The 24,367-nt window shown below is 71.5% G+C and carries 20 protein-coding genes and 1 pseudogene; 8 read left to right on the top strand and 13 right to left on the bottom strand.

Annotated features, from left to right (window positions below):
* Window positions 1–128: 128 nt before the first annotated feature.
* The 4 genes from ACFWBB_RS01555 to ACFWBB_RS01570 form a co-directional block, all read right to left on the bottom strand.
* Complete coding sequence (locus ACFWBB_RS01555) at window positions 129–722, bottom strand: hemerythrin domain-containing protein (RefSeq protein WP_385265403.1); 594 nt, start codon at window positions 720–722, stop codon at window positions 129–131.
* An 11-nt stretch (window positions 723–733) separates the two neighbouring features.
* Window positions 734–1,933 (bottom strand): hypothetical protein, encoded by a 1,200-nt coding sequence (locus ACFWBB_RS01560; RefSeq protein WP_385265406.1) that lies wholly within the window; start codon window positions 1,931–1,933, stop codon window positions 734–736.
* Window positions 1,934–2,245: 312 nt separating this feature from the next.
* Entirely contained in the window at window positions 2,246–3,160 is a 915-nt protein-coding gene (locus ACFWBB_RS01565) for a cytochrome c oxidase assembly protein (RefSeq protein WP_385265409.1), read from the bottom strand.
* Complete coding sequence (locus ACFWBB_RS01570) at window positions 3,157–3,726, bottom strand: DUF2243 domain-containing protein (protein WP_385265412.1); 570 nt, start codon at window positions 3,724–3,726, stop codon at window positions 3,157–3,159. The genes ACFWBB_RS01565 and ACFWBB_RS01570 overlap by 4 nt, the downstream gene beginning before the upstream one ends.
* Window positions 3,727–4,641: 915 nt before the next feature.
* On the opposite strand from ACFWBB_RS01570, the gene ACFWBB_RS01575 reads away from it, so the two are divergent.
* The 3 genes from ACFWBB_RS01575 to ACFWBB_RS01585 all read left to right on the top strand — a co-directional run bounded on the left by ACFWBB_RS01575 (window position 4,642) and on the right by ACFWBB_RS01585 (window position 6,851).
* Window positions 4,642–5,109, top strand: a complete 468-nt coding sequence (locus tag ACFWBB_RS01575; RefSeq protein WP_385265415.1) for an SPW repeat protein — start codon at window positions 4,642–4,644, stop codon at window positions 5,107–5,109.
* Window positions 5,110–5,359: 250 nt separating this feature from the next.
* The gene (locus ACFWBB_RS01580; RefSeq protein ID WP_385265418.1) at window positions 5,360–6,301 is read left to right on the top strand and encodes a Rieske 2Fe-2S domain-containing protein; all 942 of its coding nucleotides are present in this window, start codon (window positions 5,360–5,362) and stop codon (window positions 6,299–6,301) included.
* A 7-nt stretch (window positions 6,302–6,308) separates the two neighbouring features.
* On the top strand, window positions 6,309–6,851 hold the full coding sequence (locus tag ACFWBB_RS01585) for a DUF1360 domain-containing protein (RefSeq protein WP_385265421.1): 543 nt from the start codon (window positions 6,309–6,311) through the stop codon (window positions 6,849–6,851).
* A gap of 43 nt (window positions 6,852–6,894) precedes the next feature.
* On the opposite strand, the gene ACFWBB_RS01590 is transcribed toward ACFWBB_RS01585, so the two are convergent.
* From ACFWBB_RS01590 to ACFWBB_RS01615, 6 genes are all read right to left on the bottom strand, one after another.
* Window positions 6,895–8,151, bottom strand: a complete 1,257-nt coding sequence (locus ACFWBB_RS01590) for a PP2C family protein-serine/threonine phosphatase (RefSeq protein ID WP_385265424.1) — start codon at window positions 8,149–8,151, stop codon at window positions 6,895–6,897.
* A gap of 535 nt (window positions 8,152–8,686) precedes the next feature.
* Window positions 8,687–9,865: a spore photoproduct lyase family protein gene (locus ACFWBB_RS01595; protein ID WP_385265427.1), complete on the bottom strand. Its 1,179-nt coding sequence runs from the start codon at window positions 9,863–9,865 to the stop codon at window positions 8,687–8,689.
* Between the two features lie 97 nt (window positions 9,866–9,962).
* Window positions 9,963–10,397 carry an ATP-binding protein gene (locus ACFWBB_RS01600; protein ID WP_385265430.1) on the bottom strand — a complete coding sequence of 145 codons (435 nt, stop codon included), beginning with the start codon at window positions 10,395–10,397 and terminating at the stop codon, window positions 9,963–9,965.
* Between the two features lie 99 nt (window positions 10,398–10,496).
* The gene (locus ACFWBB_RS01605; RefSeq protein WP_385265433.1) at window positions 10,497–12,791 is read right to left on the bottom strand and encodes an FtsX-like permease family protein; all 2,295 of its coding nucleotides are present in this window, start codon (window positions 12,789–12,791) and stop codon (window positions 10,497–10,499) included.
* A gap of 3 nt (window positions 12,792–12,794) precedes the next feature.
* Window positions 12,795–13,544: an ABC transporter ATP-binding protein gene (locus ACFWBB_RS01610; RefSeq protein WP_385265437.1), complete on the bottom strand. Its 750-nt coding sequence runs from the start codon at window positions 13,542–13,544 to the stop codon at window positions 12,795–12,797.
* Window positions 13,541–14,056, bottom strand: a complete 516-nt coding sequence (locus ACFWBB_RS01615; RefSeq protein ID WP_385265439.1) for a PadR family transcriptional regulator — start codon at window positions 14,054–14,056, stop codon at window positions 13,541–13,543. Before ACFWBB_RS01615 ends, ACFWBB_RS01610 begins: the two co-directional genes overlap by 4 nt.
* Before the next feature lie 124 nt (window positions 14,057–14,180).
* Here ACFWBB_RS01615 and ACFWBB_RS01620 point away from each other — a divergent pair, with 124 nt between their 5' ends.
* From ACFWBB_RS01620 to ACFWBB_RS01640, 5 genes are all read left to right on the top strand, one after another.
* Complete coding sequence (locus ACFWBB_RS01620; RefSeq protein ID WP_385265442.1) at window positions 14,181–15,449, top strand: ABC transporter substrate-binding protein; 1,269 nt, start codon at window positions 14,181–14,183, stop codon at window positions 15,447–15,449.
* A 161-nt stretch (window positions 15,450–15,610) separates the two neighbouring features.
* Complete coding sequence (locus tag ACFWBB_RS01625; RefSeq protein WP_385265444.1) at window positions 15,611–17,305, top strand: glycoside hydrolase family 13 protein; 1,695 nt, start codon at window positions 15,611–15,613, stop codon at window positions 17,303–17,305.
* A gap of 90 nt (window positions 17,306–17,395) precedes the next feature.
* Window positions 17,396–18,724 (top strand): ABC transporter substrate-binding protein, encoded by a 1,329-nt coding sequence (locus tag ACFWBB_RS01630; protein ID WP_385265447.1) that lies wholly within the window; start codon window positions 17,396–17,398, stop codon window positions 18,722–18,724.
* Between the two features lie 6 nt (window positions 18,725–18,730).
* The gene (locus tag ACFWBB_RS01635) at window positions 18,731–20,089 is read left to right on the top strand and encodes an ABC transporter permease subunit (RefSeq protein ID WP_385265449.1); all 1,359 of its coding nucleotides are present in this window, start codon (window positions 18,731–18,733) and stop codon (window positions 20,087–20,089) included.
* The gene (locus ACFWBB_RS01640; RefSeq protein WP_385265451.1) at window positions 20,086–20,931 is read left to right on the top strand and encodes a carbohydrate ABC transporter permease; all 846 of its coding nucleotides are present in this window, start codon (window positions 20,086–20,088) and stop codon (window positions 20,929–20,931) included. The genes ACFWBB_RS01635 and ACFWBB_RS01640 overlap by 4 nt, the downstream gene beginning before the upstream one ends.
* Window positions 20,932–20,985: 54 nt before the next feature.
* On the opposite strand, the gene ACFWBB_RS01645 is transcribed toward ACFWBB_RS01640, so the two are convergent.
* From ACFWBB_RS01645 to ACFWBB_RS01655, 3 genes and pseudogenes are all read right to left on the bottom strand, one after another.
* The gene (locus ACFWBB_RS01645; protein WP_385265454.1) at window positions 20,986–22,788 is read right to left on the bottom strand and encodes a serine/threonine-protein kinase; all 1,803 of its coding nucleotides are present in this window, start codon (window positions 22,786–22,788) and stop codon (window positions 20,986–20,988) included.
* A gap of 253 nt (window positions 22,789–23,041) precedes the next feature.
* Window positions 23,042–23,444, bottom strand: a pseudogene (locus ACFWBB_RS01650) (SpoIIE family protein phosphatase); the annotation flags it as partial.
* A gap of 84 nt (window positions 23,445–23,528) precedes the next feature.
* Entirely contained in the window at window positions 23,529–24,329 is an 801-nt protein-coding gene (locus ACFWBB_RS01655; RefSeq protein ID WP_385265456.1) for a hypothetical protein, read from the bottom strand.
* Window positions 24,330–24,367: the final 38 nt, after the last annotated feature.

Genomic DNA, 24,367 nt, shown 5'->3' on the forward strand with positions numbered 1-24,367 from the left:
GGACGCGGCCGACCCGTCGCTGAGTTCGCTGCGGGTGGTGCGGCGCTGATCACGACGTTTCACGGCAGAGCGGCAGCCCGGCCGTCAGGTGCGGGCTGCCGCTCCCTCGTCAGCGGTCCCGCCCCTCGTCAGCCGTCCTTGCCCATGGCCTTGCGTACGGCGTCCTTGGTGCGGTCCATGAGCGCGGCGACCGGCCCGAGCACCATGTTCGCCGCTCCCGATTCGGCACCGGGGTGCGGACGGGTGGGTGCCATGGCCTCCGCGGCCTTGACCGCCTTCGCCATGGCGGCGAGGTCGGTGACGTCGGTGCTGCGGCGGACATGGGTGAACTCGTAGCGTTCCTCGGCCCGCGCGTGCTCCTGTACGTCCTTGCGCAGCTTCAACAGCTGGGGCATGAACTTCGGGTCGTCGGTGTCGAGGTCGTCGAGGGCGGCCAGTGTCTCCTTGACGGCGCGTTCCTCGGCGAGCCGGTCGTCGACCACCTGGGCACCGCCGGACAGGGCCCGCCGGGCGAAGGGATGGACGACCTCCTCCTCCGCGGTCTCGTGCACGGCCAGCAGCCGCACGAGACGGCGGAACGCGTCGCGGCGCTCCTCACCGGTGCTCGCCTCGACCTCGTCGAAGAGGTTGCGGATGTCACCGTGCTGCCGAATCAGCAGCGTCACGACATCGGTGTCCTCGGACCGGTCGTCTCCGGCCTGCGGGGTCTCCAGACCACTCATCCCGGTTCCCCTCACTTCTCGCGCATCGCGGGGTCGGGGTGCTCGCCCTCGGACTGGATGCGGTACTCCCGGCCGAACATCTCGTCGTGTTCCGCCATGACCCGCTCGCTGGGCGGCTCCTCACCGCCGTGGATCTCCTCCTGCATCTTCTCGAACCGTTCGTGCTGCTCGCGCACGTAGCCGGCGCCGAGCGTGGTCAGATCCATCTGGGTGTCCAGCAGCTCGCGCAGGTACTGCTTGTTCGGCTCGAAGGTGAGCACGTTCGGCAGCTCGGGCGCCAGGACCTGCTGCGGCTCACGCCCGTCGTGCCGGCGCATCAGGTCACAGGCGATGTGCAGGTGCTCCAGCTCCATGTTCAGGTGCAGCTCCCAGATGGCCTTGACCCTGGGGTCGCTCTCCTGCTCCATGAAGGAGTAGTAGAGGTAGCACTCGTTGTACTCGTGGTTGACGAGCTGCTCCCACCACGTCTCACCCGGGTCGACCAGCGACTCGTAGTGGGTGACGTGCTCCTCCTCGATCAGCCCGATCTCCTGGTAGAGCTGTCGGGCGATCGGCTCCATGTAGGTGGGGCCGGTGTTCATGTAGAAGTTCATGGTCTGCTGCTCCGTCGCCGTGATCGTCAGCGCGTGCAACTTCGACAGCGGGTTCGTCTCGTCCTTGGCGTACGGATCGCGGACGTTGTCCACCGGGTCGCGGTGGTGGAACTTCGTGGGCCGCCCGGGCATGACCTCGGTCAGCCCCTCGACGATCGACTCCGCCTTGCGGTGCTCGATCATCTCGTACAGGTTGGCGTACCGGTACAGGTGGTCGAAGTCCTCCAGCACGCCGAACTGGTACGCCTGCTTCAGGTACGGATCCGGCTCCATCCGGGCCACCCACGCCGTCAGGTCCACCGCGACCTGCTCGTAGGCGATGGTCGTCTCCAGCACCGAGGACACGCCCGGCAGCAGCCAGTTGACCACCTTCTGCTGCTGCGCCTCGATGTACCGGGTCCGGGCGAGCTGCTGTTTCACCTCGGGATCGACGGCGTTGCGGGCGAGCTGGTGGCTGAACATGATGGCCTCCACCTCGATCCCGTTCATCGTGATGATGCGACAACGGGTGTACGGGTCGCAGTGGTCGGGATCGATCGGTTGCACGTTCAACTCGCGCCAGTTGCGCAGCTGGCGGTCCAGCGGAATGCCTCGTTGTTCCAATGGATTGAAGGTCATGGGGGGGGCGCTCCTCGTGGCTCGGCAGGGCGGGCGAAGTACCCCCGTTGCCGCGTTGCATGTCCGCAACCCAGGGCACCTCGGCCATGCTTCAGCCATCCGCTTCCCCCGGCCACCGCCCACACCCGGACGGCCGAACGCGTCCTCCGTCGGAGTGCGCGACCGGGCTGTTTCGGCTGCACTCGAGATGCCGTGGCCCGCTGCCGCGTCCAAGGGCGGCGAGTCAGTGCGCGACCGACAGCGCCGCGAGGTGCGGGGACGTGATGTCATCGCGCGAACCCGACCATGCCCGTCCACCGGCCGGACTGTGGGTCAGGGCGTGTCCGTGCGAGGGCGCCGACCGGTCGGTGGCCTTGTGGCCGGATGTGGCCCGGCCATCGGTGGCCGGGCCGACCGAACGCTCTGGGGAAGGCCGGCGTCCACAGAGGTGACGGTCCGGGAACGGGATGTACGTCCGCGGGCCCTGAACCAGCCCAGCCCCACCACGGCGGCCAGAGCCAGCTCCACCAGATCGCCGCCGTAGTACATCAGGCGGGCCCCGCTGCGCAGGTCGGCTGCGGCGAAGCCGGTACCGGGCGGCGGAAGGGCGTAGAGGGTCTTCGCCAGAACGGCGTGCGCGGCACCGGCGGCGAGCAGGGTCCCACCGCGCACGGCGACACCCCAGCGGCGACGCACCGGATCGAGCCGGCACACCGAGAAGGTCAACAGCAGACCGGCCGCCAGCAGATGGGCGTGCACCAGGTGGCCCAGTAGCGGGCTGTCCCGCATGGCCGCGAACAAATCCGTCCGGTACAGCACCCACAGCCCACCGGCATCGAGCAGCGCCGCCACCGGCGGGAAGACGAGCGTGCCCACGACGGGGGAGTGCGCGACGGCCAGCACACGCCGCCGGGCCGGGCCCGGTCCGAGGCTCCGCAGGACGAGGGTCAGCGGACGGGCCGCCACGACCAGCAGCGGGGCCACCATACCGACGAGCAGGTGCTCGACCATGTGCCCGGTGAAGGGCCCACCCGGCAGCGCTCCCGCCGCCGCCCAGGCCGTTGCGACGCCACCGGCCCCGAACGACACGTCCCGACTCCCGGGCCATGCGTCCCCCCGGCGCCGCAGCCGCCTCGCGGCCCACAGATACCCGACGGCCACCAGCAGCACGGCCGCGACGGTCAGCAACTCGGCCGTACCCAGCCCCGGCCCCGGGCCCGCGCCCGGGTGGACATGCGCGAGACTCACCTTCCCGGCCCCGACCCAGCCCCCGACCCAGCCCCCGGCCCCGGCCCAGACTCCGGCCCCGACCCAGGCCCCGACTCCGAGCCCGATCCGGCCTCGCCGCGGCGGGCCGCGTGCGCTGCGAGAGCCACGCCGACGGCCAGCAGGATCAGGCCCCCGAGGTTCCACGCCCAGTCGTACGGGGTGACGTCCACGCCGTAACGGATCTGGTGCACGCGCAGCAGCTTGTGGTCCACGATCCCGTCGAACAGCTGGAAGGCCCCCAGTCCCAGGAAGACCCCCGCCCGCGAGTGGGCCGGCGCGAGGGCCCGACGGCGGCGCAGATCGGCGTAGAGGAAGAACCCGGCGACCAGCGCCAGGAGCTCGGCGGTGTGCAGCAGGCCGTCGGACAGCAGACCCACGCCCGCGGTGGAGCGGTCGTAGAAATGGTGCCAGTGCAGAATCTGGTGGAAGACGATCTCGTCGACCGCCGCCATGACCGCCGCCCCCAGCAGCGCGGCCACGGCCATCGACCTCCCGGGCTCGGCGGGCGCACCCGGGACGGTGTCCGGCGCGACCGGTCCACTCATGACTCCGCCTCTCCCCGCCCCGTCGTCCGCGGCGTCCTGCGCGTACCGCTCCTGAAGGCTGAGCGGGGTGAGTCCTGTTGCCAGAACCTGTGCCCAATGGTGACGGGCGGCCTTCGCCAGGCGCTTGCCTGCGCGTACCACGTGCAACCGGCACGCCGCCCAGTCCGCCTCCACCGCCGCCGGCCGGTCCTTCAGGGCGTGCAGGCGGCGCGCCCTGGCATGCCACTCGCTCCGGGAGGCGTACCCGCGCGTCAGCCCTGCACACTTGTCCGTCTTCGCACCCAGCGGCCGGGCCAGCCGCGCCTCAACCACTGCGATCTGCCCTCGCAGCCAGCTCAGATGCGCCACCTGCCCGCGCCGGCCAGCGCCCACTGATCATGGGTGGCCTTGGTGATACTGCCCGCCCGACTTCGGCCAGCGCCACCGCATCCATTTCCGACACCCGCAGCCGGTCCCGGACAGCCACCCCAGTGGGACCGGGCACCACGAACGACGCCGGCAACTCCCGCAACCCATCCACCCGTTCACCCCCACCCGTCCCGAAGATCCCGCTACCGCAGTCAACGAACGCCACCCGCAAAGGGCACCCATTCGCCCCAGGAACTCCCGTTCCCTTCCCGCGGCAAGCCCAGGCCACGCCGCCCGCAGGAAGGACAGCCCCGTACGACCAGACCGAAACCCGGCACTCACTCACGCTCGCCAGAAGTCACTGGCGCGCAGTCTTCCGGCAGCAGTCCACAGCCCCTCCGCATCGCGACGAGTCCGCCGGGTGCGGCATCCGGGGGAGTCACGCACGCCGGGATTTCCGGCCGCCCCCTAGCAGCCCGCCGTGGCGCGGGACGGTCGCCGTTCGATGGGTACTCGGGCGTGCGCTGGGACATATCGACCAATTCGTCCTTGAACTAGGAGGCCATCATGACCGAGCGGACCCATACGACCATGGAGTCGCACCCGGACATCCTGGAGATGCGGGAGCGCCACGCCCGGGCCGAGCGAGCGGTCACGACCCAACAGGGACAGGCCGTCGAGGCAATGGCCCTCATCACCGGGCTGTACCTCGCCGCCTCCCCCTGGATCGCGGGTTTCAACGACTTCAGCACCCTGGCCGTGAACAACCTGATTTGCGGAATCGCCTACGCACTGCTCCTGGGCGGCTTCGGCCACGCCTACGAGCGCACCCACGCCCGCGCGTGGGCCGCCGCGATGATCGGTGTCTGGACCATCGTGGCGCCCTGGGTCGTGGCCGGGAACGTGGACACCACACGCACGGTGGTCAACAACATCATCGTCGGCGTCATCGCCCTGGCGCTCGCGCTCGCGACCAGCTCGGCGGCGGGCAACACGGACAAGGGCGACCGCAGCTCCACCCGGATGGCTCGCTGACGCGGCGTCCCGAGCGCACCACGGACCGGGCTCTGAACACGACGGCGACCGCGAGACACGCGGTCGCCGTCATGGCGCGCGGTCGGAGACGGCGTGGTCTCGGAGACGGCGCGGTCAGAGAAGGCCTGCTCGGCGACGGGACGGCGGTCGTGGCGCGCGGTCGGCGGTCGCCCGGCCGGACGCCTGAGCGAGGACCCGTCGGCGCCCGGCGGACCGTTTGCCGTACGCCCTGGTGGGGACCCGGTTGCGCATGAGTACAACGCTTCCCCGCCGCCGGACACGGCAGAACCGGATCCTGTGGCTGCTGGACCGCCTGGAACGGGAGCCGCGGGCGGACACGGTGATCGACGCGCTCCGTACGGGCATCCGGTCCCTGCCTCTGGGACGCGGCCGGGACGCGCTGCACGGCAGGTGGCTGGGGCATCCGGTGCACCCGCTGATGGTCCAGGTGCCGATCGGCAGCTGGCTGTCCGCCGCGGTACTGGATCTGCTCCCCGGCCGCTCCCGCGAGGCGGACCTCCTGGTCGGCGTCGGGCTGGCCGCGGCCGGTCCCGCCGCGCTCACGGGCGCGGTCGACTGGGCGGAACTGCACCATGAGCAGCAGCGTGTGGGACTGGTGCACGCCCTGGCCAACACGGCGGCCGTCGGCCTGTACTCGGCCTCGCTCGTATGCCGGCTGAAGGGGCGTACGGCGGCGGGCCGGACCCTCGGGTTCCTGGGCCTGACGGTGGTCGGGGCCGGTGGCATGCTGGGCGGCCACATGGCCTACCGTCAGGCCGCCGGCGCCAACCACGTGGAAGAGGTCCCGCACGTCGTCACCGAGGGCTGGCACCGTATCGGCAGTGTGGCCGACTTCCCGGCCGGCCAGGCCGTACGGCGCAGCGTGGACGACGTACCGGTCCTGGTGGTACGCGAATCGGGCGGGACGATCCACGCGCTGGCCGAGCGGTGCAGCCATCTCGCGGGACCACTGTCCGAGGGCGCCATCACGGACGGGTGCGTCGAGTGCCCCTGGCACGGCAGCGTCTTCAGGCTCTCGGACGGCTGGAACGTCCGCGGCCCGGCCACCGCGCCCCAACCCGCCTTCGACACACGGATCGTGGACGGCCATGTCGAGGTGCGCCTGCGTCGGCAGGACCAGGATGCGCACGCGAACGGTGACGAGAAGGATCGGCCTACGAACGGGACGTGAGCGGTTCATGAACACGGCAACTGACAACCGCCTCGCACGACGGCTGCACGGATTTCTCCGCGGTACGAAGCGAGAATATTCGGCGGGGCCCGAGCGGCCGCTGGAGGGCTACGTCGCGGCCATGGCCGGATTCGGGGCGTACACGGCGGCCTGGGCGACAGCGGTGCGGCTCCGCGGACGCCCCCTGCCCGACCGGCCCGCGCCCTCGGACATCGTGCTGACGTCGGTGGCGGCCTTCAGGCTCAGCCGACTGCTGAGCAAGGCAGCGGTGACGAGTCCGCTGCGGGCTCCCTTCACGCGGTACGTCGGCCCGCAGGGTCCGGCCGAGCTGCACGAGGTGGCACGGGCCGAAGATGGCAAGGACACCGTCGGAGAACTGCTGACCTGCCCGTTCTGCACGAGCGTGTGGGTGGTCTCGACCCTGACCGCCGCCGGGCTGCTCTGGCCGCGCGCCACCCGCACAGCCATGGGCGCGCTCACCGCCCTGGCCGGGGCGGACGCACTGCAACTGGCCTACACGGCACTGGTGGACAAGACCACCGGCGCATGATCCCCGCGGGTCCTTCACCGTCTCGCGCGGGGGTTCCCGCGCTTCACATTGCGCTGACCGGCGACTCCGCCCCGGACACGCCCTCGTCCTGGACGGGCGGGGCCGTTTCGGTGCTGCCGTGCCATTCGCACAGCAGCACGGTGGCGTCGTCGTTGAGGTGTCCGTCGTGGTGCTCCAGCACGGCGCGGACGAGTCTGCGCAGCGTTTCGGGAGCGGCCAGTCCGTTCGCCTGGCCGCGGATGACGAAGTCGACGAAGCGGTCGCGACCGAACTCGTGGCCCCTGGCGTCACGGGCCTCGACGATGCCGTCGGTGTAGAGCAGCAGCTGGTCGCCCGGCTCCAGCTGTTCCTGGCACAAGATCGTGGGAAGGCCCAGGTCTGTTCCCATCGGATGGGAAGGAGGGCAGTCCAGGTGGGTGGTCCAGCGCCTGCCGCGGATCAGGACGGGCGGATGGTGGCCGCAGTTGACCCAGGTCAGCAGGCCGGACTCCAGGTCGAGGTCGGCCAGTACCGCCGTCGCGTAGCGGGACCGGGCGAACTGCTCGAGCAAGGTGGCCTCGATGGCGTCCCGGGCCTCGGCGAGGCCGCTGCCCTGACGCCGCTGGTTGCGGCAGGTGGCCATGGCGAGATTGGCGGTCAGTCCGGCCGAGGTGTCATGGCCCATGGCGTCGAAGACCGCCAGGTGGGCCGTGTCGCCGGCCAGGGCGTAGTCGAAGGCGTCGCCGGCGGTGGCGTAGGCCGGCTCCATCGCCGCGGCGATGGTCACCCTCCTGTTGGCGAAGGTGCGCGGCGGCATCAGGGTCCACTGCATCTCCGCGGACACCGACATCGGGCGCACCCGGGTGAGGCGGGCGTAGGAGTCGCTGTGGTGGCGCTTGGAGACCAGGAACAGGCCCATCAACGACGCCAGATCCTCCATCGCCGTCCGCGTCTTTTCGTCCGGTTCCTGGTCGGTCTCGACCCGCAGGGCACCCAGGCGTTCGGTGCCGTCCAGGACGGGTAGCCAGTGCTGCACGCCGCCGTCGGCGGGCACGGAGTGGGACCGTGCGCTGCGGAAGACCCGGCCGGCCAGCGTCGCGTCGACCCGCAACTCCTGCCCGCCGGTTCCGGCGTCGATGCCCCGCCCGGTCACTTCCCGCAGCACCTGCTCCTGGATGTCGGCCACGTAGACACGCGCGCGGTGCAGCCCGGCCTCGCCCGCGTGGCGTGTCAGCAGCCCCGGCAGTTCTTCGAACGCGGACAGATGGCTGGCCCGCAACAGAGCGTGCGCCATGCGGGCACAGTCCTCGAGCGAAGTCATGCCGATCACCCGTCGAACAGGGACGGCCCGCGTCCGCCCGTCCCAGCCGCACCGTCCGGGAAGTCACGGACGGACGCTCGGCGGACGAGAACGAGAAGTCCGAACCGGTATCACGACCAGCGTACGACCCGGCCAACCGATCATGTGCCCCTTCAGGACGTGTCCACGCGCTGTTGACTTCGCCGCGACCGGCACGACGGGTGGGTGAGGATGGCGGTCACGGGACTGTCGACGGTGTTCACGGAACGGTTCGGGGTGCAGCATCCGATCCTGCCGGCCCCGAGGGGCGGGTGTACCGGGACGCCGTGGCGCGAGGCGAGATCCCCGCCCTGGCGCGGTGGGCCGGCGAAGCCGCCGACCTCATCGAGGACTTGCCGTCCGCGGCCGACCTGGTGGGCACTTGCGGCAGCGGATCACTCCCCGGTGGGCGGGGCCCGCACCGTCACCTGTGGGACGCGCGAAAGGCGGACGAACGGGCCGTCCGGGCAGGGGCGGGTGGCAGGGCGCAACGGTGAGCGTTCATCTGCATGTGCACTCAGAACGCGTACCGGATGCCCAGCCAGGGCGCCCTGGCGGCGACCAGTGTGCGAAGCCGGTCCACCGCCCGTGCCTTGGTGGGGCTCGCATAGCGGACGTTCAGCGCGCCGTTCTCGGAGACCTTGGTCTCCTGCAGGTCCGGCCGCCACAGGACGTCCTCGGCACGCGGGTGCCAGCCGAGGTTGACCTCGTGCAGCTCCCGGTTGTGCGTCAGCATGATCACCTCGGCGGCGGCCTGCCGCTTCACCCGGTCGGGCAGGACGTCGTCCAGCTGACCGAGGAGTTCCGCCCAGGCCTCCTCCCAGCCGGGGCGGACGACGACGGGGGAGAGGTTGAAGTGCACCTCGTACCCCGCGTCCAGGAAGTCCGCGGCGGCGGCGATCCGCTCGGCGACCGGTGAGGTGCGCACGTCCAGCAGCCGCGAGTCCTCCGGCGGCATCACCGAGAAGCGGACGCGGGTCCGGCCGCGCGGGTCCAGCGCCAGCAGGTCCGGGTTGACGAATTTGGTCGCGAAGGACGCCTTGGCCGTCGGCCACTGCCGGAAGGCGTGCACGAGATCCGCGGTGTTGTCGCAGATCAGAGCGTCCACCGAACAGTCGCCGTTCTCGCCGATGTCGTACACCCAGGCCCTGGGGTCGCACTGGTTCGGCTCGGGCTTCGGGCCCTGCCGGGCGATGTGCCGTCCGATGTGGGCGACGATCCGGTCGATGTTGGTGAACACCGTGACCGGGTTGGCGTACCCCTTGCGGCGCGGCACGTAGCAGTAGGCGCAGGCCATCGCGCAGCCGTTGGAGGCGCCCGGTGCGATCCAGTCGGCGGACCGGCCGTTGGGACGCGTCCGCGGTGACTTCCGCTCGCCGAGGACGAGCGTCTCGCCCTTGACCCGCACCCAGCGCGCGATGTTGCCCTTATTGCCGTGCAGCCCGGGGATGCGCCAGTGCGACTCGACCTCGACCAGCCGCGCCTCGGGGAACCGGGCGATGATCTGCCGGCCGCGCGGGGAGGCTGCGGCCGCGGGCTCGGCGTGTATCTCCCGTACGGGCAGCAGGTGCCGCGCGGCGTCGGAGTCGCGGAAGGACGGCCGGCCGGTGCTCGGAGCTACGGGCTCGGGGCCGAGGGCGTCGAGCCCGAACAGGGCGTCGGAGCCGTCGTCCGAGGCGGTGGACGGGTGGTGCATGAGCGTTCCGGTCGGATCGGAGTGGCACTGAACGGACCAAACGCGGAGGAATCCGCACCACCCACTGTACGGGCCGCCCCGCATGGGTGAAGCGGGTTCATTCGGCCACGGGATGCGGCTCCGTGCCGCCGTCCGCCTGGAAGCAGACGGTGACGTTCTTGCCGCGGGGGCAGCGATAGGCCTCCCAGCGATCGGCGAGGGCGTCCACCAGCAGCAGACCGCGCCCGCCGAGGGCCCCGTCGCCCGGGTTCCGCGGCTCGGGCAGCTGGGGCGAGGCATCATGCACGGTCACGTGCAGGCACTCCTCGTCCCAGGTGAGGATCAGCTGCGCCGCGCTGTGGGCGTGCACATGGGCGTTGGTGACCAGTTCGGACACGGCCAGCAGAACCGAGTCCACAAGCTCCGGGTCGTCCTGCGCCCAGCTGAGCGTGGCCAGATGCGCACGGGTCCAGTCCCTGGCGGCCTTCACCCCGCTGCTCACCGGCAGCGAGCGCGCCCACCCCACAGCCCTCAGCGATGAGTTCTTCGCCACTGTTGTCTCTCCTTTGGCCGACCAGCCGGGTTCCTGTCCCGTCTGCCCCGAAACCGCAGGCCCAAGGGGGACGCGAGGACGTCTTCAGAAACCGACGGGCTACGCCACCGCGCTCAGGGTGTCCGCGAGCCGACGACGGGAGGCCCGGGTCGCGGGCAGCGCCGCCAGCGCCAGGGCGCCCAGCAACGCGGCCGCGCCGAACGAGGACAGCGCGACCGGGGACGGCGCGTGTGCGATCCCGGCTCCGACGCCGCTCGAGCGGCCCTGGGCGTCGATCAGCCAGTGGGAGAGGGGCAGCCCCAGGGCCAGGGCGACGGCGACCGAGGCCAGCACGGTGCAACCGGTGGCCGTGACGGTGATCGCGGTGATCTGCCGCGGCGACAGGCCGATCGCCTTGAAGGCGAGCAGATCCCGTTCGCTCTCGCGCACCGCGCCACCGATGGCCGTGAGCAGGTCGACGAGTCCGATCAGCGCGAGGATGCCGAGCAGGCCGACCACGACACTGCGCAGGGGCGACAGACCGTCGGCGGGGTTCGTCACGATGTGCACGTCCAGCTGTCCACGGCCGGCCGCGGCGCCCAGCTCGGCGGCGACGCGCTGCGGGTCCGCGCCGTCCCGCAACCGGACCTGGTACAGCGTCGGCCGCAGCTCCGGGTCGTTCTCCCGGAGGGTGTCGAGCGACGTCGAGATGACCCGGCCGGCGTTCTCCGGCTCGATGCTGCGGCCCACGATGTGAAGGATCTGCGGCCGGCCGCTCACGGTCATCCGCACCCAGTCGCCGACCCGGACGTCCAGGAGGTCCAGCAGCCCCTGCCCGGCCACCGCCTCGTCCGGACCGTGGGCGGGACGGCCCTCGACCTGCGTGTAGGGGTACGGGTCGCTGCGGGTGCCGAGGCCGCGCAGGGCGATCGTCGCCGTCTGGCCCGGCACCAGGGCCGCCACCTCGACTCCCGGATAGGCGGCGGCGACCCCGGGACTGCGCGCCAGCAGCGCGTGGGTCGCGGCATCGCCCAAACCGTCGTCGGCGCGGACGGTGAGCGCGGCGGCGAGCCCCATCTCCTCCGGCGTGCTGTGGAACCGGTCGATGGTCGTCCACGCGCTCATCGCCACCACGATCAGCGTCAGCGGCAGGGCGAGGCGGGCGATCGTGGCCAGTGAGCGCGGGCGACGCGTGAACGTCCGGTGCCAGCCGAGGACCAGCGCGGGCGGCAACCGCAGGCCGAGCGCGCGGCGCGCCACGCCCGACAGACTTCCGCCTCCGGGGGCGGCGGTCCGCGGCAGCGGAACCGGAGGCACCCGCCCGGCCCGCCAGGCCGCGAGCCCGGTGGTCGCGCCGATGAACAGCACCACCCCCACCGGCACCCCGACCAGGGTCGCCGCGTGTCCGGGCAGCCCCTGCCACACCCCGACCGCGTCTCCCAGCCGGCCCGGCAGCCGGCTGCCCAGCGCCTGGGTGAGTGTCGCGGCGGCCACGGCGCCCAGCAGCGCGTAGGCGACATGCTGGAGCAGGAAGACCCGCATGACCTGGCCCGGTGTGAAACCGATCGCCTTGAGGATCGATATGTCCCGCAGATGGCCTCGGATGCGGGTGCCGATGGCCCCGTGCACGGCGAGTCCGGCGGCGACGAGGGCGCCGAGACCGAACAGGCCCAGTATCTGGCCCAGCAGCCGGTCGTCGCCCTGTGCCTCGGCGCGCGCCTGCTGCCAGGTGGAGACCTCGCGCACGGCGCCGGCGCCGAGCACGGTGACGGCGCGCTGGACGGCGTAGTCGGTGTCGCCGGGGTCCGCCAGGCGCAGCCCGATCACCTGGCCGCCGTCGGCTCCGGTGCGCGGCACGGCGGACGGCAGTGCCCAGACCAGCCCCGGCTGCTCGCCCTGGCGGAAGCGCGGCTCGGCGCTGTCGGCGACGCCGAGGACGGTCAGCGGCGCGGCGCCGCCGGGCAGGGTGAGCACATCGCCGGGCCCGGCCAGCAGCGCCCTGGCGAGGCTGCTCTCCAGCACCACACCGTCGGGCGCCGCCGGGTCGAGCCAGCGGCCGGAGGTGAGCAGAGGACGTCCGACGGCGGGGCGTTCGTCGGTGCTCCGCAGCTCGACGGAGGCGCGGGCGCCGCGGGAGGACACCGTGGCGGAAGCGGTGGGGTAGGGGCCGGCGACGGACTCGACGCCGTCCAGCCCGGCGAGTGCGGCCGTCTGCGCCGAGGAACCGGTGTGGATCCAGACGTGCGCGCCCCGGGACTGCGTGAAGACCCGCTCCCACGGGTTCGTCGCATAGCCGAAGAGCGCCGTCGCCAGCAGCAGGGAGGAGACGACACCGACCGTGGCGAGTACCAGGAACAGTGCCTCACCGCGATGTGTCCGCAGGTCCGAGTGCGCCCAGCGCAACGTGGCTCGCACGGGTCAGTCCCTCAGCTCGAGGACCGCGGATATCCCCTTGCCGGGCGACGGCGTGGCGTCCAGCCGGGCGTCGTCGGCTATCCGGCCGTCGAAGAAGCTGATCACCCGGTCCGCGGTGCTCGCCATGCGTGCGTCATGGGTGACCAGGAGGATGGTCTGGCCGCGCTGGTGGAACCGGGAGAGCAGCCGGGTCACCTCGCGGGTTCCCTTGCTGTCCAGGCTGCCCGCGGGCTCGTCCGCCAGCAGCAGCGGCGGATGGTTCACCAGGGCCCGGGCCAGCGCCACGCGCTGCTGCTCGCCGCCGGACAGCTCACCGGGCATGCTCCGCTCCTTGCCCGCCAGACCCAGCTCGGCCAACAGTTCCTCCCGCTCCGACCGTGCCCGTTTCGGGGAGACCCCGGCCAGCAGCGCGGGCAGTTCCACGTTGTCGGCGACGGAGAGGTTGGAGATCAGGTTGAAGAACTGGAAGACGACGCCGATCCGGCGCCGGCGCGCCACGGCCCACTGCGCTTCGCTGTAGCCGTCCGTGCACGTGCCGTCCAGCCGGACGCTGCCGCTGTCCGGCCGCTGGAGGCCGGCGAGCAGATGCAGCAGCGTCGACTTGCCGGCGCCGGACGGACCGGTGACGGCCACGAACTCGCCCTGCCGTACGGACAGGTCCACCCCGCGTACCGCATGGGCGGGAGCTCCCTCGCCGTAGTGGGTCTTCACGAGGCCCTCGGCCTGCAGCGCAGGAATGGGGGCGTCTTTCACTCCGGCTCCTCCAGTTCCTCCTGGCAGCGTTCCAACCAGTCGAGGTCGGCCTGCAGGTGCAGCATGGCGCCCTCGACGAGCAGCCGGGCCATCCGGTTGTCGCGGTGCTCGCCCGTGACGAGCTTGGACAAGGTACGCATGGTGTTCAGATAGTGGCGGCGTTGCTTGTTGATCAGGGCGATCCGGTCGGCGAGACCGGTCTGCCCGGCGAGCGCGAGCTTCATGAAGAACTCGTCCCGCAACCGCGGTTCGTCCGCGGTCTCCTCGTACCAGACCCGCAGCGCTTCCTGCCCGGCGTCGGTGAGGTGGTAGATCTTCTTGTTGGGCCGACTCGACTGCTCGACCTCCTCGCCCTCGATCAGCCCTGTCTTCTCGAGGCGGCTCAGAGTCACGTAGATCTGGCCGATGTTCGGCTGAGGGTACGCGGCGCCCAACAGACGCTCAAGGTCCTGCTTGAGCTCGTAGCCGTGGGCCGGGCCGCGCGCCAGCAGGGCCAGGAGGGGCAGGCGCACTCGTGCTGTCCTCCTCGCAGCCTCGTATTGTGTTCCAGGCCCTAGTATCGCCCATACCTAACGGGTATACATAGCCTCTGACTCCGGGCGAGGGTGCCCGGCGCCGGTGTACAGGGAGGAACCTATGCGGTGGATACGCGCCGCCGGTAGGGGCCTCCTCGTTCTCGCCGTCGTCCTGGCCGGCTACGGCGCGTCCGGCGCCCGGGCGGACGGTGGGCCGCAGGGCCGCGGACCGCTCACCCTGGCCACCGCGGGCGACCTCACCGGCTACCTCGGCCCGCTCCTGCAGGGCTGGAACCGCGCCCACCCCGGGGAGAAGGTCACCCTCGTCGAACTGCCGGACTCGGCGGACGAGACGCGCGCCCAGATGATCACCGATCTGCGCGGCGGCGCACGCAGCCGCTTCGACGTTCTCAACATCGACGTCGCGTGGACCTCGGAGTTCGCCGCCGCCGGCTGGATCCGCCCGCTGCCGCGAGACCGCTTCCCGCTGGGCAGCTTCCTCCGCCCGGTCGTGGACACGGCGACGTACGACGGCCGGCTGTACGCCGTCCCTTACGTGACCAACGCCGGGCTGCTCCTCTACCGCAAGGACGTCCTCGCCGCGGAGGGCCTCCCGCCGCCCCGCACCTGGGCAGAGCTGGAGCGCGACGCGAAGACCGTCGCGCCCAGGCACGGACTCGCCGGCTACGCGGGTCAGTTCCTGCCCTACGAGGGACTCACCGTCAACGCGGCCGAGGCCGTGTACTCGGCGGGCGGCACGATCCTCGGCGACGAGGGCGACCGTGTCACCGTCGGCTCCGCGGCCCGGGACGGCATCGGCTTCCTCGCACGCGGCGTCCGCGAGGGCTGGGTGCCCGAGGAGGCCCTGACCTACACGGAGGAGGAGTCCCGCCAGGCCTTCCAGGACGGACGGCTGCTCTTCCTGCGCAACTGGCCCTACGCGTACGTCAGTGCCTCCGCCGCGGGGTCCGCGGTCGCCGGCAAGGTCGGCGCCGTACCGCTGCCCGGGCGCGACGGGCCCGGAACGAGCGTCCTGGGCGGCTCCAATCTCGCCGTCAACAGTCACGCCGAGCACCCCGGCACCGCCGCGCGTCTGATCGCGTACCTCACCAGTGAGGGCGTCCAGCGGCAGGTGCTCACCAGGGGTGCGCTGCCTCCCGTACGCGCCGATCTGTACGAGGACCCGGAACTGGTGCGCCGGTTCCCGTACCTTCCGACCCTGCGCGAGAGCGTCCTGACGGCCGCGCCGCGTCCCAAGAGCCCCCGCTACGACCAGGTCAGCATGGTGGTGCAGGCGGTCGTGCACGACGCGATGGCAGGGCACTCGACGCCCGAGGCCGCGGTGCGGCGGCTGGCGCGGGAACTGGCGGACATCTCCCGCCACGGCTGACGTCCGTCGGCCGACGCCCGTCCACTCCTACTTACGTGTTAGGTAACGTCGGCGTATCAACCGGGTGCGATTTGTCCCGGTAAGCACATATCTACGGACCCTCCCGTGAATTATCTGCCGCCTGTTCGTTGACACCCCCGTGAAACGCCTACCTAACATGCATGCATAACAGTCAGCCCGCACAGACAGGCCAACGGGTGAGCTCCCAGCACATCGACACGCACATCGACACGCACCGCTGGTGGCGTGAGGCAGTGATTTACCAGGTGTACGTCCGCAGCTTCCTGGACAGCACCGGCGACGGCGTCGGCGATCTCGCCGGGGTCCGCGCCGGACTGCCCTATCTGAAGAAGCTGGGCGTCGACGGGATCTGGCTGAGCCCCTTCTACCCGTCCCCGCAGCACGACCACGGCTACGACGTCTCCGACTACTGCGACGTCGACCCGCTCTTCGGCGACCTCGCCGAGTTCGACCGGCTGGTGGCGGCCGCCCGACGGCTGGGCGTCAAGGTCCTGCTCGACATCGTCCCCAACCACTGCTCCAGCGAGCACCCCTGGTTCCGCGAGGCGCTGGCCTCGGCTCCGGGCGGCGCGGCCAGGGCCCGCTTCCACTTCGCCGACGGACGGGGGCCGGACGGCGCCGAGCCGCCCAACAACTGGCACGCCATGTTCGGCGGCCCGGCGTGGAGCCGGGTGACCGAGCCGGACGGCCGCCCGGGCCAGTGGTACCTGCACATGTTCACGCCCGAACAGCCCGACTGGAACTGGCGCGACCCCGAGGTCGGCGCGTACTTCGAGCGGGTACTGCGCTTCTGGCTGGACCGGGGCGTCGACGGCTTCCGCATCGATGTCGCCGCCGGCCTCTTCAAGCACCCCGAACTGCCCGACTCGCCGGATCCCGAAGCCGACGCCCGTACCCGCGACTCCGTCAACCCGCTCGCCTGGAACCAGCCAGAGGTGCACGACGTGTGGCGCCGCTGGCGGGCGGTGTGCGAGCAGTACACGGCAGACGACGGCCGCGAACGGCTCCTGGTCGGCGAGGTCTCGGTGCCGACGGCCCGCGAACACGCGAGGTACGTCCGCCCCGACGAACTGCACCAGGCCTTCTTCTTCGACCTGCTGAGCGCCTCCTGGGACGCCGACGCCTTCCGCAAGGTCATCACCGAGGCCATGCAGGACATCGCAGGAACGGGATCGACCGTCACCTGGGTCCTCAACAACCACGACCAGGTCCGCACGGTCACCCGCTACGGCGAACCGGCCGTTGAGGGCAGCGGTCTCGGCGCCGCCCGCGCCCGCGCCGCCGCCCTGCTGCTGCTGGCGCTGCCGGGCGCCGCCTACATCTACCAGGGCGAGGAGCTTGGCCTGCCCGAGGTCGTCGACCTGCCCGACGACGTGCTCACCGACCCGATCTTCCGCCGCACCGGCAGCCGCGCCCGCATCCGGGACGGCTGCCGGGTGCCGCTGCCCTGGTCCGGGCAGGCCTCGCCGTTCGGCTTCACCTCCGGCGTCGACGGCACCAAACCCTGGCTGCCGCAGCCCGAGTACTTCGCCGAGTTCGCCACCGACCGCGCCCTCGCCGACACCCGCTCCTTCTGGCACCTGTACCGCGACGGCCTCCAGCTGCGCGCCACGCTGCCCCAGCTGGGCGAGGGCTCGCTGCGCTGGCTGGACACCCAGCCCGGCGTCCTCGCCTTCGTCCGCGGCGACGGCCTGGTCTGCGCCGTCAACTTCGGTACGGCACCCGTTCCGGCGCCCGTCTCCGGCATCCCCCTGCTGTCCAGCGGCCCCTGCCCGGCCGGGGCGCTCCCCGGCTCCACGGCCGCCTGGTGGATCGGTGACGACACCGATTCCTGAGCACATCCGGCACCTCCCCTCCCCATCCCCTCCTCATCCCGTCAACTCCCCATTCCCGGTATTCCCGGCATTCCCGAAGGGACATCAACGATGATGCGACGACGTACCACCCTGCTCACCGGCTGCACCGCCCTCGTCCTGGCACTCGGCGCGACCGCCTGCGGAGGCAGCGGCCCCGTCTCCGCAGGCGGCGGCGACCAGGCACTGAGCGGCCAGACGGTCTCCGTGGCCGGCGTCTGGTCCGGCGCCGAGCAGAAGAACTTCCAGAAGGTGCTGGACGCCTTCACCGAGAAGACCGGCGCCAAGACCCAGTTCGTCTCCACCGGCGACAACGTCTCCACCGTCGTCGGCAGCAAGATCGAAGGCGGCAACGCCCCCGACGTCGTGATGGTCCCGCAGGTCGGCGTGCTCCAGCAGTTCGCCGGACAGGGCTGGCTCGAGCCGCTGTCACCGACCACCCAGAAGTCGGTCGCCGCCAACTACGCGCCCGTCTGGAAGAACTACGGCAGCGTCAAGGGCACCCTCTACGGCCTCTACTTCAAGGCCGCCCACAAGTCGACCGTCTGGTACAGCCCCGACGCCCTCGACCAGGCCGGCGTCCAGCCGCCGAAGACCTACGACGAGCTGCTGAAGGCGGGTCACGCGGTCTCCGACTCCGGCCTCGCCGCCTTCTCCGTCGCCGGACAGGACGGCTGGACCCTCACCGACTGGTTCGAGAACGTCTACCTCTCCCAGGCAGGACCCGAGAAGTACGACGCCCTCGCCGCCCACGAACTGAACTGGACCGACCAGAGCGTGGTCGACGCCCTCACCACGCTCAGCAAGCTCTTCAAGGACAAGCAGCTCCTCGCGGGCGGCCAGAAGGGCGCCCTCAACACCGACTTCCCCGGCTCCGTCGAGAAGGTCTTCGGGCCCAAGCCGGAGGCGGGCATGGTCTACGAGGGCGACTTCGTGGCCGGCGTCGCCAAGGACCAGTTCGGCCGGAAGATCGGCGAGGACGCGGACTTCTTCCCGTTCCCGCCCGTGGGCGGTGGCGCGGCACCCGTGGTCAGCGGTGGCGACGCGGCCGTCGTACTCAAGGACGGCAAGAACACCAAGGCCGGCATGGCGCTCCTGGAGTACCTGGCCACCCCGGAGGCCGCCGCCGTGTGGGCCGAGGCGGGCGGCTTCCTCTCTCCCAACAAGGAGCTCGACCTCGCCACCTACGGCGACGACGTCACCCGGACCACCGCCAAGTCCCTCATAGCCGCCGGTGATTCCGTCCGCTTCGACATGTCCGACCAGGCCCCGGCCGCGTTCGGCGGCACCAAGGGCGCCGGCGAGTGGAAGGTCCTGCAGGACTTCCTGCGCGACCCGTCCGACCCGAAGGCGACCGCGGCGCAGCTGGAAACCGCCGCGGCCAAGGCCTACAAGGGCTGACCGGCGATGACCGCCACGCTCACGAAGCCGGCCGCACCGCCCGCCGCCGAGGCCGTCGCCCGCAAGCGGCGCGCCCGGCGGCGGGGCAGGACCGTCGCCCTGCTCTTCGTCCTCCCCGCGCTGCTCCTGCTCGGCGCCCTCGTCGTCTACCCCGTGCTGTTCTCGGTCGGCCGCAGCTTCTTCGACGCCTCCGGGACACGCTTCGTGGGCGGCGACAACTACACCGAGATGTTCCGCGACCCGGCCACCCTCACCGCGGTGCGCAACACCGCCGTCTGGGTGGTCGTGGCCCCGACCCTGCTGACCGGCCTGGGCCTGATCCTCGCCGTGCTCGTCGAGAAGATCCGCTGGGCCACGGCGTTCAAGCTGCTGCTCTTCATGCCCATGGCCGTCTCCTTCCTGGCCGCGGGCATCATCTTCCGGCTGGCCTACGACGAGGACCCCGACAAGGGCGTCCTGAACGCGGCGGCCGTCGGCGTCCACGACGCCTTCCAGGACACCTCCTCCTACCCGACGGCCCGCGCCCGTGACGGGCAGGGCCTGAAACACGGCGCCGACGGCTCCTACCGCACCGGCGCGACCGTGTCGCCGGGCGACACGGTCGCCCTCGGCATGGTCGGCGTCCCGCCCAAGGAGCTCCCGGCGGGCGCGGAACCGGCCGGAAAGGCGGCCGCCCGTGCGGCGGGCCCCCGCGAGCTGCGTGGAGTGGTCTACCTGGACTTCACCCCCGGCGGGGGAGGGAAACAGGGTGTGGTGGACAGCCGGGAGAGCGGGCTGCCCGGGATGAAGGTCCAGGCGGAGCGCGACGGGAAGATCGTCGCGAGCACCACCACCGCGGCCGACGGCTCCTTCCGCTTCCCCGGTCTCGAGGCCGGCTCGTACACCGTCTCCCTCTCCGCTTCGAACTTCGCCGCGCCCTACGACGGCGTCTCCTGGCTCGGTCCGGCACTGGTCACCCCGGCGATCATCGGCGCCTATCTGTGGATCTGGACCGGCTTCGCCATGGTGCTGATCGGCGCCGGCCTGTCCTCGCTGCCGCGCGACTCGCTCGAGGCGGCGCGGATGGACGGCGCCAACGAGTGGCAGGTGTTCCGCCGGATCACCGTGCCGCTGCTGGCGCCCGTGCTGACGGTGGTCTTCGTGACCCTCGTGATCAACGTGATGAAGGTGTTCGACCTCGTCTACATCATCGCGCCCGGACCGGTGCAGGAGGACGCCACCGTGCTGGCCACCCAGATGTGGCTGGTGTCCTTCGGCGGCGGCAACGACCAGGGGCTGGGCAGCGCCCTCGGCGTGCTGCTCCTGCTGCTGGTGATCCCCGCCATGGTCTTCAACGTCCGTCGCTTCCGAGGGAGTCAGCGATGAATCTCAGTGCGCTTCGGCGCGGGCTCGGCAACAGTGCCGTGCAGGCCGTCCTCGTGGTCATCGGGCTGCTCTGGCTGACGCCGCTCGCGGGACTGCTCGTGTCGTCCCTGCGGTCGACGCAGGACACGGCCAAGGGCGGCTGGTGGACGGCGCTCACCAGCCCGGGACAGCTGTCCTTCGACAACTACTCCGCGCTGCTGGGCAACGCCGGGATGACGCAGGCGTTCTGGAACACCGTGCTGATCTCGGTGCCGGCGACGTTTCTCGTGGTGGTGATCGCCGCGCTGGCCGGGTACGCCTTCGCCTGGCTCGACTTCCCCGGCCGTGACGCCGTCTTCCTGCTGGTGGTCGCGCTCCTGGTGGTGCCCGTGCAGATCGGTCTGCTCCCTGTGGCCAAACTCTTCGGCCAACTGGGGCTGTTCGGCACGATTCCCGGCGTCGTTCTCTTCCACGTCTCCTACGGACTGCCGTTCGCGATCTTCCTGTTGCGGAACTACTTCGCCGAGATACCGCGGGAGATGCTGGAGGCGGCCCGTATGGACGGGGGCAGCGAATGGCGCATCTTCACCCGGCTCGTGGTGCCGGTGGGGCGGCCCGCCCTGGCGAGTCTGGCCATCTTCCAGTTCCTGTGGGTGTGGAACGACATGCTGGTGGCGCTGCTGTTCGCCGACAGCTCGTCCCAGCCTCTGACCGTGGAACTCCAGTCGCAGATACGGCAGTTCGGCAGCAACATCGATGTGCTGGCGCCGGGCGCGTTCCTGTCCCTCGTCGTGCCCGTGGCTGTGTTCTTCGCCTTCCAACGGCACTTCGTGCAGGGGGTCATGGCGGGATCCGTGAAGTAGGGCGTGCGGCGTCCGCCGCGCCTGGCGCGTCCGCTGTCGGTGACCGTCCGCCCGCTACTCCGCCGTGACGAACCGCAGTCGGCGCCGGACACGTGGCGGGGCGGTCCTGCGGGCGCGGATCTCCTGGACGACGGCGGCGACGACGATCACGGCCCAGGCCACCGTGAACACCCCGGTCTGCTCGTCCGAACCGAAGGCCAGCCAGCCGACTCCCAGGCCGCCCAGCGTGAGGCCGCAGGCCGCCTCGAGAGGCGAGAGACGGCGGCGGCTCAGCGAGCGGACGAGGCACAGCGCGGCGAGGGCGAGCACCGGGGCGGCGAAGACCTCGATGTCTTCATGCGCGGTGTGGTCCTGGTAGACCTCGGCCGTGGCGGGAGAGTACCCGCCGCTGTAGTCGCTCTCGAAGAGCCTGTGGCCGGAGGAGTCGGTCGGCAGCTCGGAGTAGCTCTGGTACGTGGAGTCGTAGTAGTAGAGGGTGCCGAAGTTCGTCTCCGTGACGGAGCTGGAGTCGTAGTCGTCGACCGCCCCGCCGATCGCGACACTCGCGATGACGAGGGCTCCGGCACCCCACCACAGGATGGCCGAGGTGAGGGGGAGCCAGCGGAACAGGGCCAGCCCGAGCACGACGGCGGCCACCCACACCCCGACGAGCTCGTCGGCCGAGCCCGCGTACGTGTCCTGGTAGCCGATGCTGACGGCGCCGGAGACGACGATGCCGAGCAGGGCGATGATCCTGCCGCCGGTGCGGGAGAACCGCCGCTCGCCCGGTGAGGGCGAAGCGGCGCCTCCCGACGGCGTCCGGGCACCGCCCGCGACACCGGGGACGGCCGAGCCGAACGGCCCGCCCGGAGGCGGCACGGCCGGCCGGGGCGGCGTCGGCGCGGTACGGGTCTCCTGCTCGGCCAGTGCCGTGTGGCCGGGCCCCGTCCCGGAGTCGGCCTTCGCGCGCGCGGGCGGTACGGCGGGCGCGGGCGGCGCGACCGGAGCCGAGGCGGCGGCCCGTGGGGTCGGTGCGGCCGTCGGGCCGCTCAGCACGGTGAGGGCCGCCGCCAGCGCGTCCCGCAGCTCGGCCGCGCTGCCCAGGCGCTGCTCACGGTCCTTCGCCAGGGTCCGGAGCACGAGGCCGTCCACCATGGCCGGGATCTGCGGGCGCAGCCGGGAGGGTGCGACCGGTTCCTGGCTGATGTGCTGGTGCATCACCGCGAAGGGGGAGTCACCGACGAACGGGGGGCGGCCGGTGAGCAGTTCGTACACCAGACAGCCAGTGGAGTACTGGTCGGAGCGGCCGTCCACGGGCCGGCCGGAGAGCTGCTCGGGGGAGAGGTAGGCGGGGGTGCCCACCGTCATGCCCGTCGCGGTGAGACGGGTGGTGGTCTCCGCGACGACCTTCGCGATCCCGAAGTCCAGGACCTTGATGCCGCCTTCGGACGTCAGCATGACGTTGGACGGCTTGATGTCCCGGTGGATGAGGCCCTGGGCGTGGCTGTGCGCGAGGGCGTCGGCGATGTCCCTGCCGACCGCCAGGGCCCGTTCGACCGTGAACGTGCCGTCGGCCAGCACATCCGTCAGCGTGCGTCCCCAAATGAACTCCATGACCAGGAACGGAGTGGTCTCGCCGTCGGTGGTGTCCTCGCCGACGTCGTGCAGCACGGCGACGTTCCGGTGGTTGAGCGAGGCCACGACGCGCGCCTCCCGGCGGAACCGGACCCGGAACTCCTCGTGCCGGGTCAGTTCCGGCGGTAACACCTTCACCGCGACGGTGCGCCCGAGCTCCCGATCGGTGGCGCGCCAGACCTCCCCCATCCCACCGCGTCCGACCGGCCCGATCAGCTCGTATCGCTCGGCGAGCACCCGCATGGTTCTGCCCCCTGATGACCATGGGGCAGCCCTGCGACAGTTCGGCCGCCCGGAGTTCCGGAACCGCGGCGTACGAAGGGGCGGCACATCCGGAACCCCCCGGCGCCGGTGTGCCTTTCGCTCAACCGCCCGCCCACCATACTGGCGGGAATTCGCTCATGGGATATTCGCCGCCCAGTAGTACAAATGTGCGCCTCGCGTGCGCTGGCGGGCCCCGCCCGTCGCGTGGGCGGAGCCGGGGGCGATGGTCGCGTCAGGCGGTCTCGGAGGCCTGGGGGCCGTGCCAGTCCAGGCACAGGACGGTGGCGTCGTCTCTCGGCCGGCCGCCGTGGTAGGCGTCGGTGACCGTGCCGACCAGCGTGCGCACGACCTCGCGGGGATGCGCGGTGGCGGTGTCACGCAGGAGGGCGGGCAGGTCGACCGCCTCGGCCTGGCGTTCCTGCATGCCGTCGGTGTGGAGCACGAGGCGGTCGCCCGGGGCGCAGGGCGAAGTCCCGCACCCGGTAGGGGCCCTGCCAGGAGACGCCGAAGGGCAGGTTCACGGCCAGGTGCAGGGTGTTCTGGTCGAGGGAGTAGTCGTAGGTGTCACCGGCGATGTCGGAGGCCGGTACCAGCCCGCCGGCGAGGTCGAACTCGGCGGACTCGCAGGAAGCGGCTTCACCGGCTCCCGGGCGAGGTCGCTGTCACAGGATGGCCGAGAGACCTGTGAGCGGGTGCCGGACCGCCGGGTGCCTCCTCGCTCAGCTCACGGACGGGGGTTGGGAAGGCGGCGGAGGCTGCGTCGGCGGGTGTTGCCGGGGTGCGGCGGCGGACTGCCAGGGCTGCTGCGCCTGGGGCGGGTACTGGTTCGGCGCGGGTGCCGGGCCGGCGGGCCGGCGGGTGCCGAGGACGGTCAGTACGGTGAGCACGGTCGCGGCGAGTGCGGCCAGACAGGCGAGGGTGAGCAGGTAGAACCCCGGGCCCAAAGTCGTGGACCGGGTGTCCGTGTCCCACTGGGTGTCGTTGAACGCGGCCGTCGCCACCGTCAGCGTGGTGCCGAGCAGCAGTGCCGCGGCGGTCACGCCGAGCACCCGGGCCGGCGGAAGCCTCCGGCCGGATCCGGCCAGCAGGAGTACCGCCGCGGCAATGGCGACAAGGCCGCCGATGAGCAGCGGAACTCCGTAGAACTGCGTGACCTCGACGGTCTTCTGCCCCGGTATCGCGTTGGAGTAGGACCACGGCTTCGCGACGGTTCTGTAGACCGCGTCGCCGCTGTGGCCCTCCGCGTACTCGGCCGACTTGTCGAGTGTGGCGAAAGAAGCGCCGACGGCGAGGGCGGCGCCGACGAGCAGCAGCGCCCCGGACACCCGCTCGGAGACGGCGGCCGGACCCTTCGGCGGGCCGGGTGGTCTGCCGTAGGGGGCGGACGGCGGGTACGCGTCGGGGTGGTGACCCGCGGCCTGAGGGGGAGGTGCCGGCCAGCCGCCGGGCGCGGGCGCCGCCGGCTGGATGGGAGGGGTGGGCGGACCTGTGTACGGCCCGGGTTGCGTCGGTTCCGTCATCTTCTGATCATAGGGAGTGGAGTTCGTGCGGATAAGGT

This window comes from Streptomyces sp. NPDC060000, from assembly GCF_042737375.1.
In the GTDB taxonomy this organism is placed as follows: Bacteria; Actinomycetota; Actinomycetes; order Streptomycetales; family Streptomycetaceae; genus Streptomyces.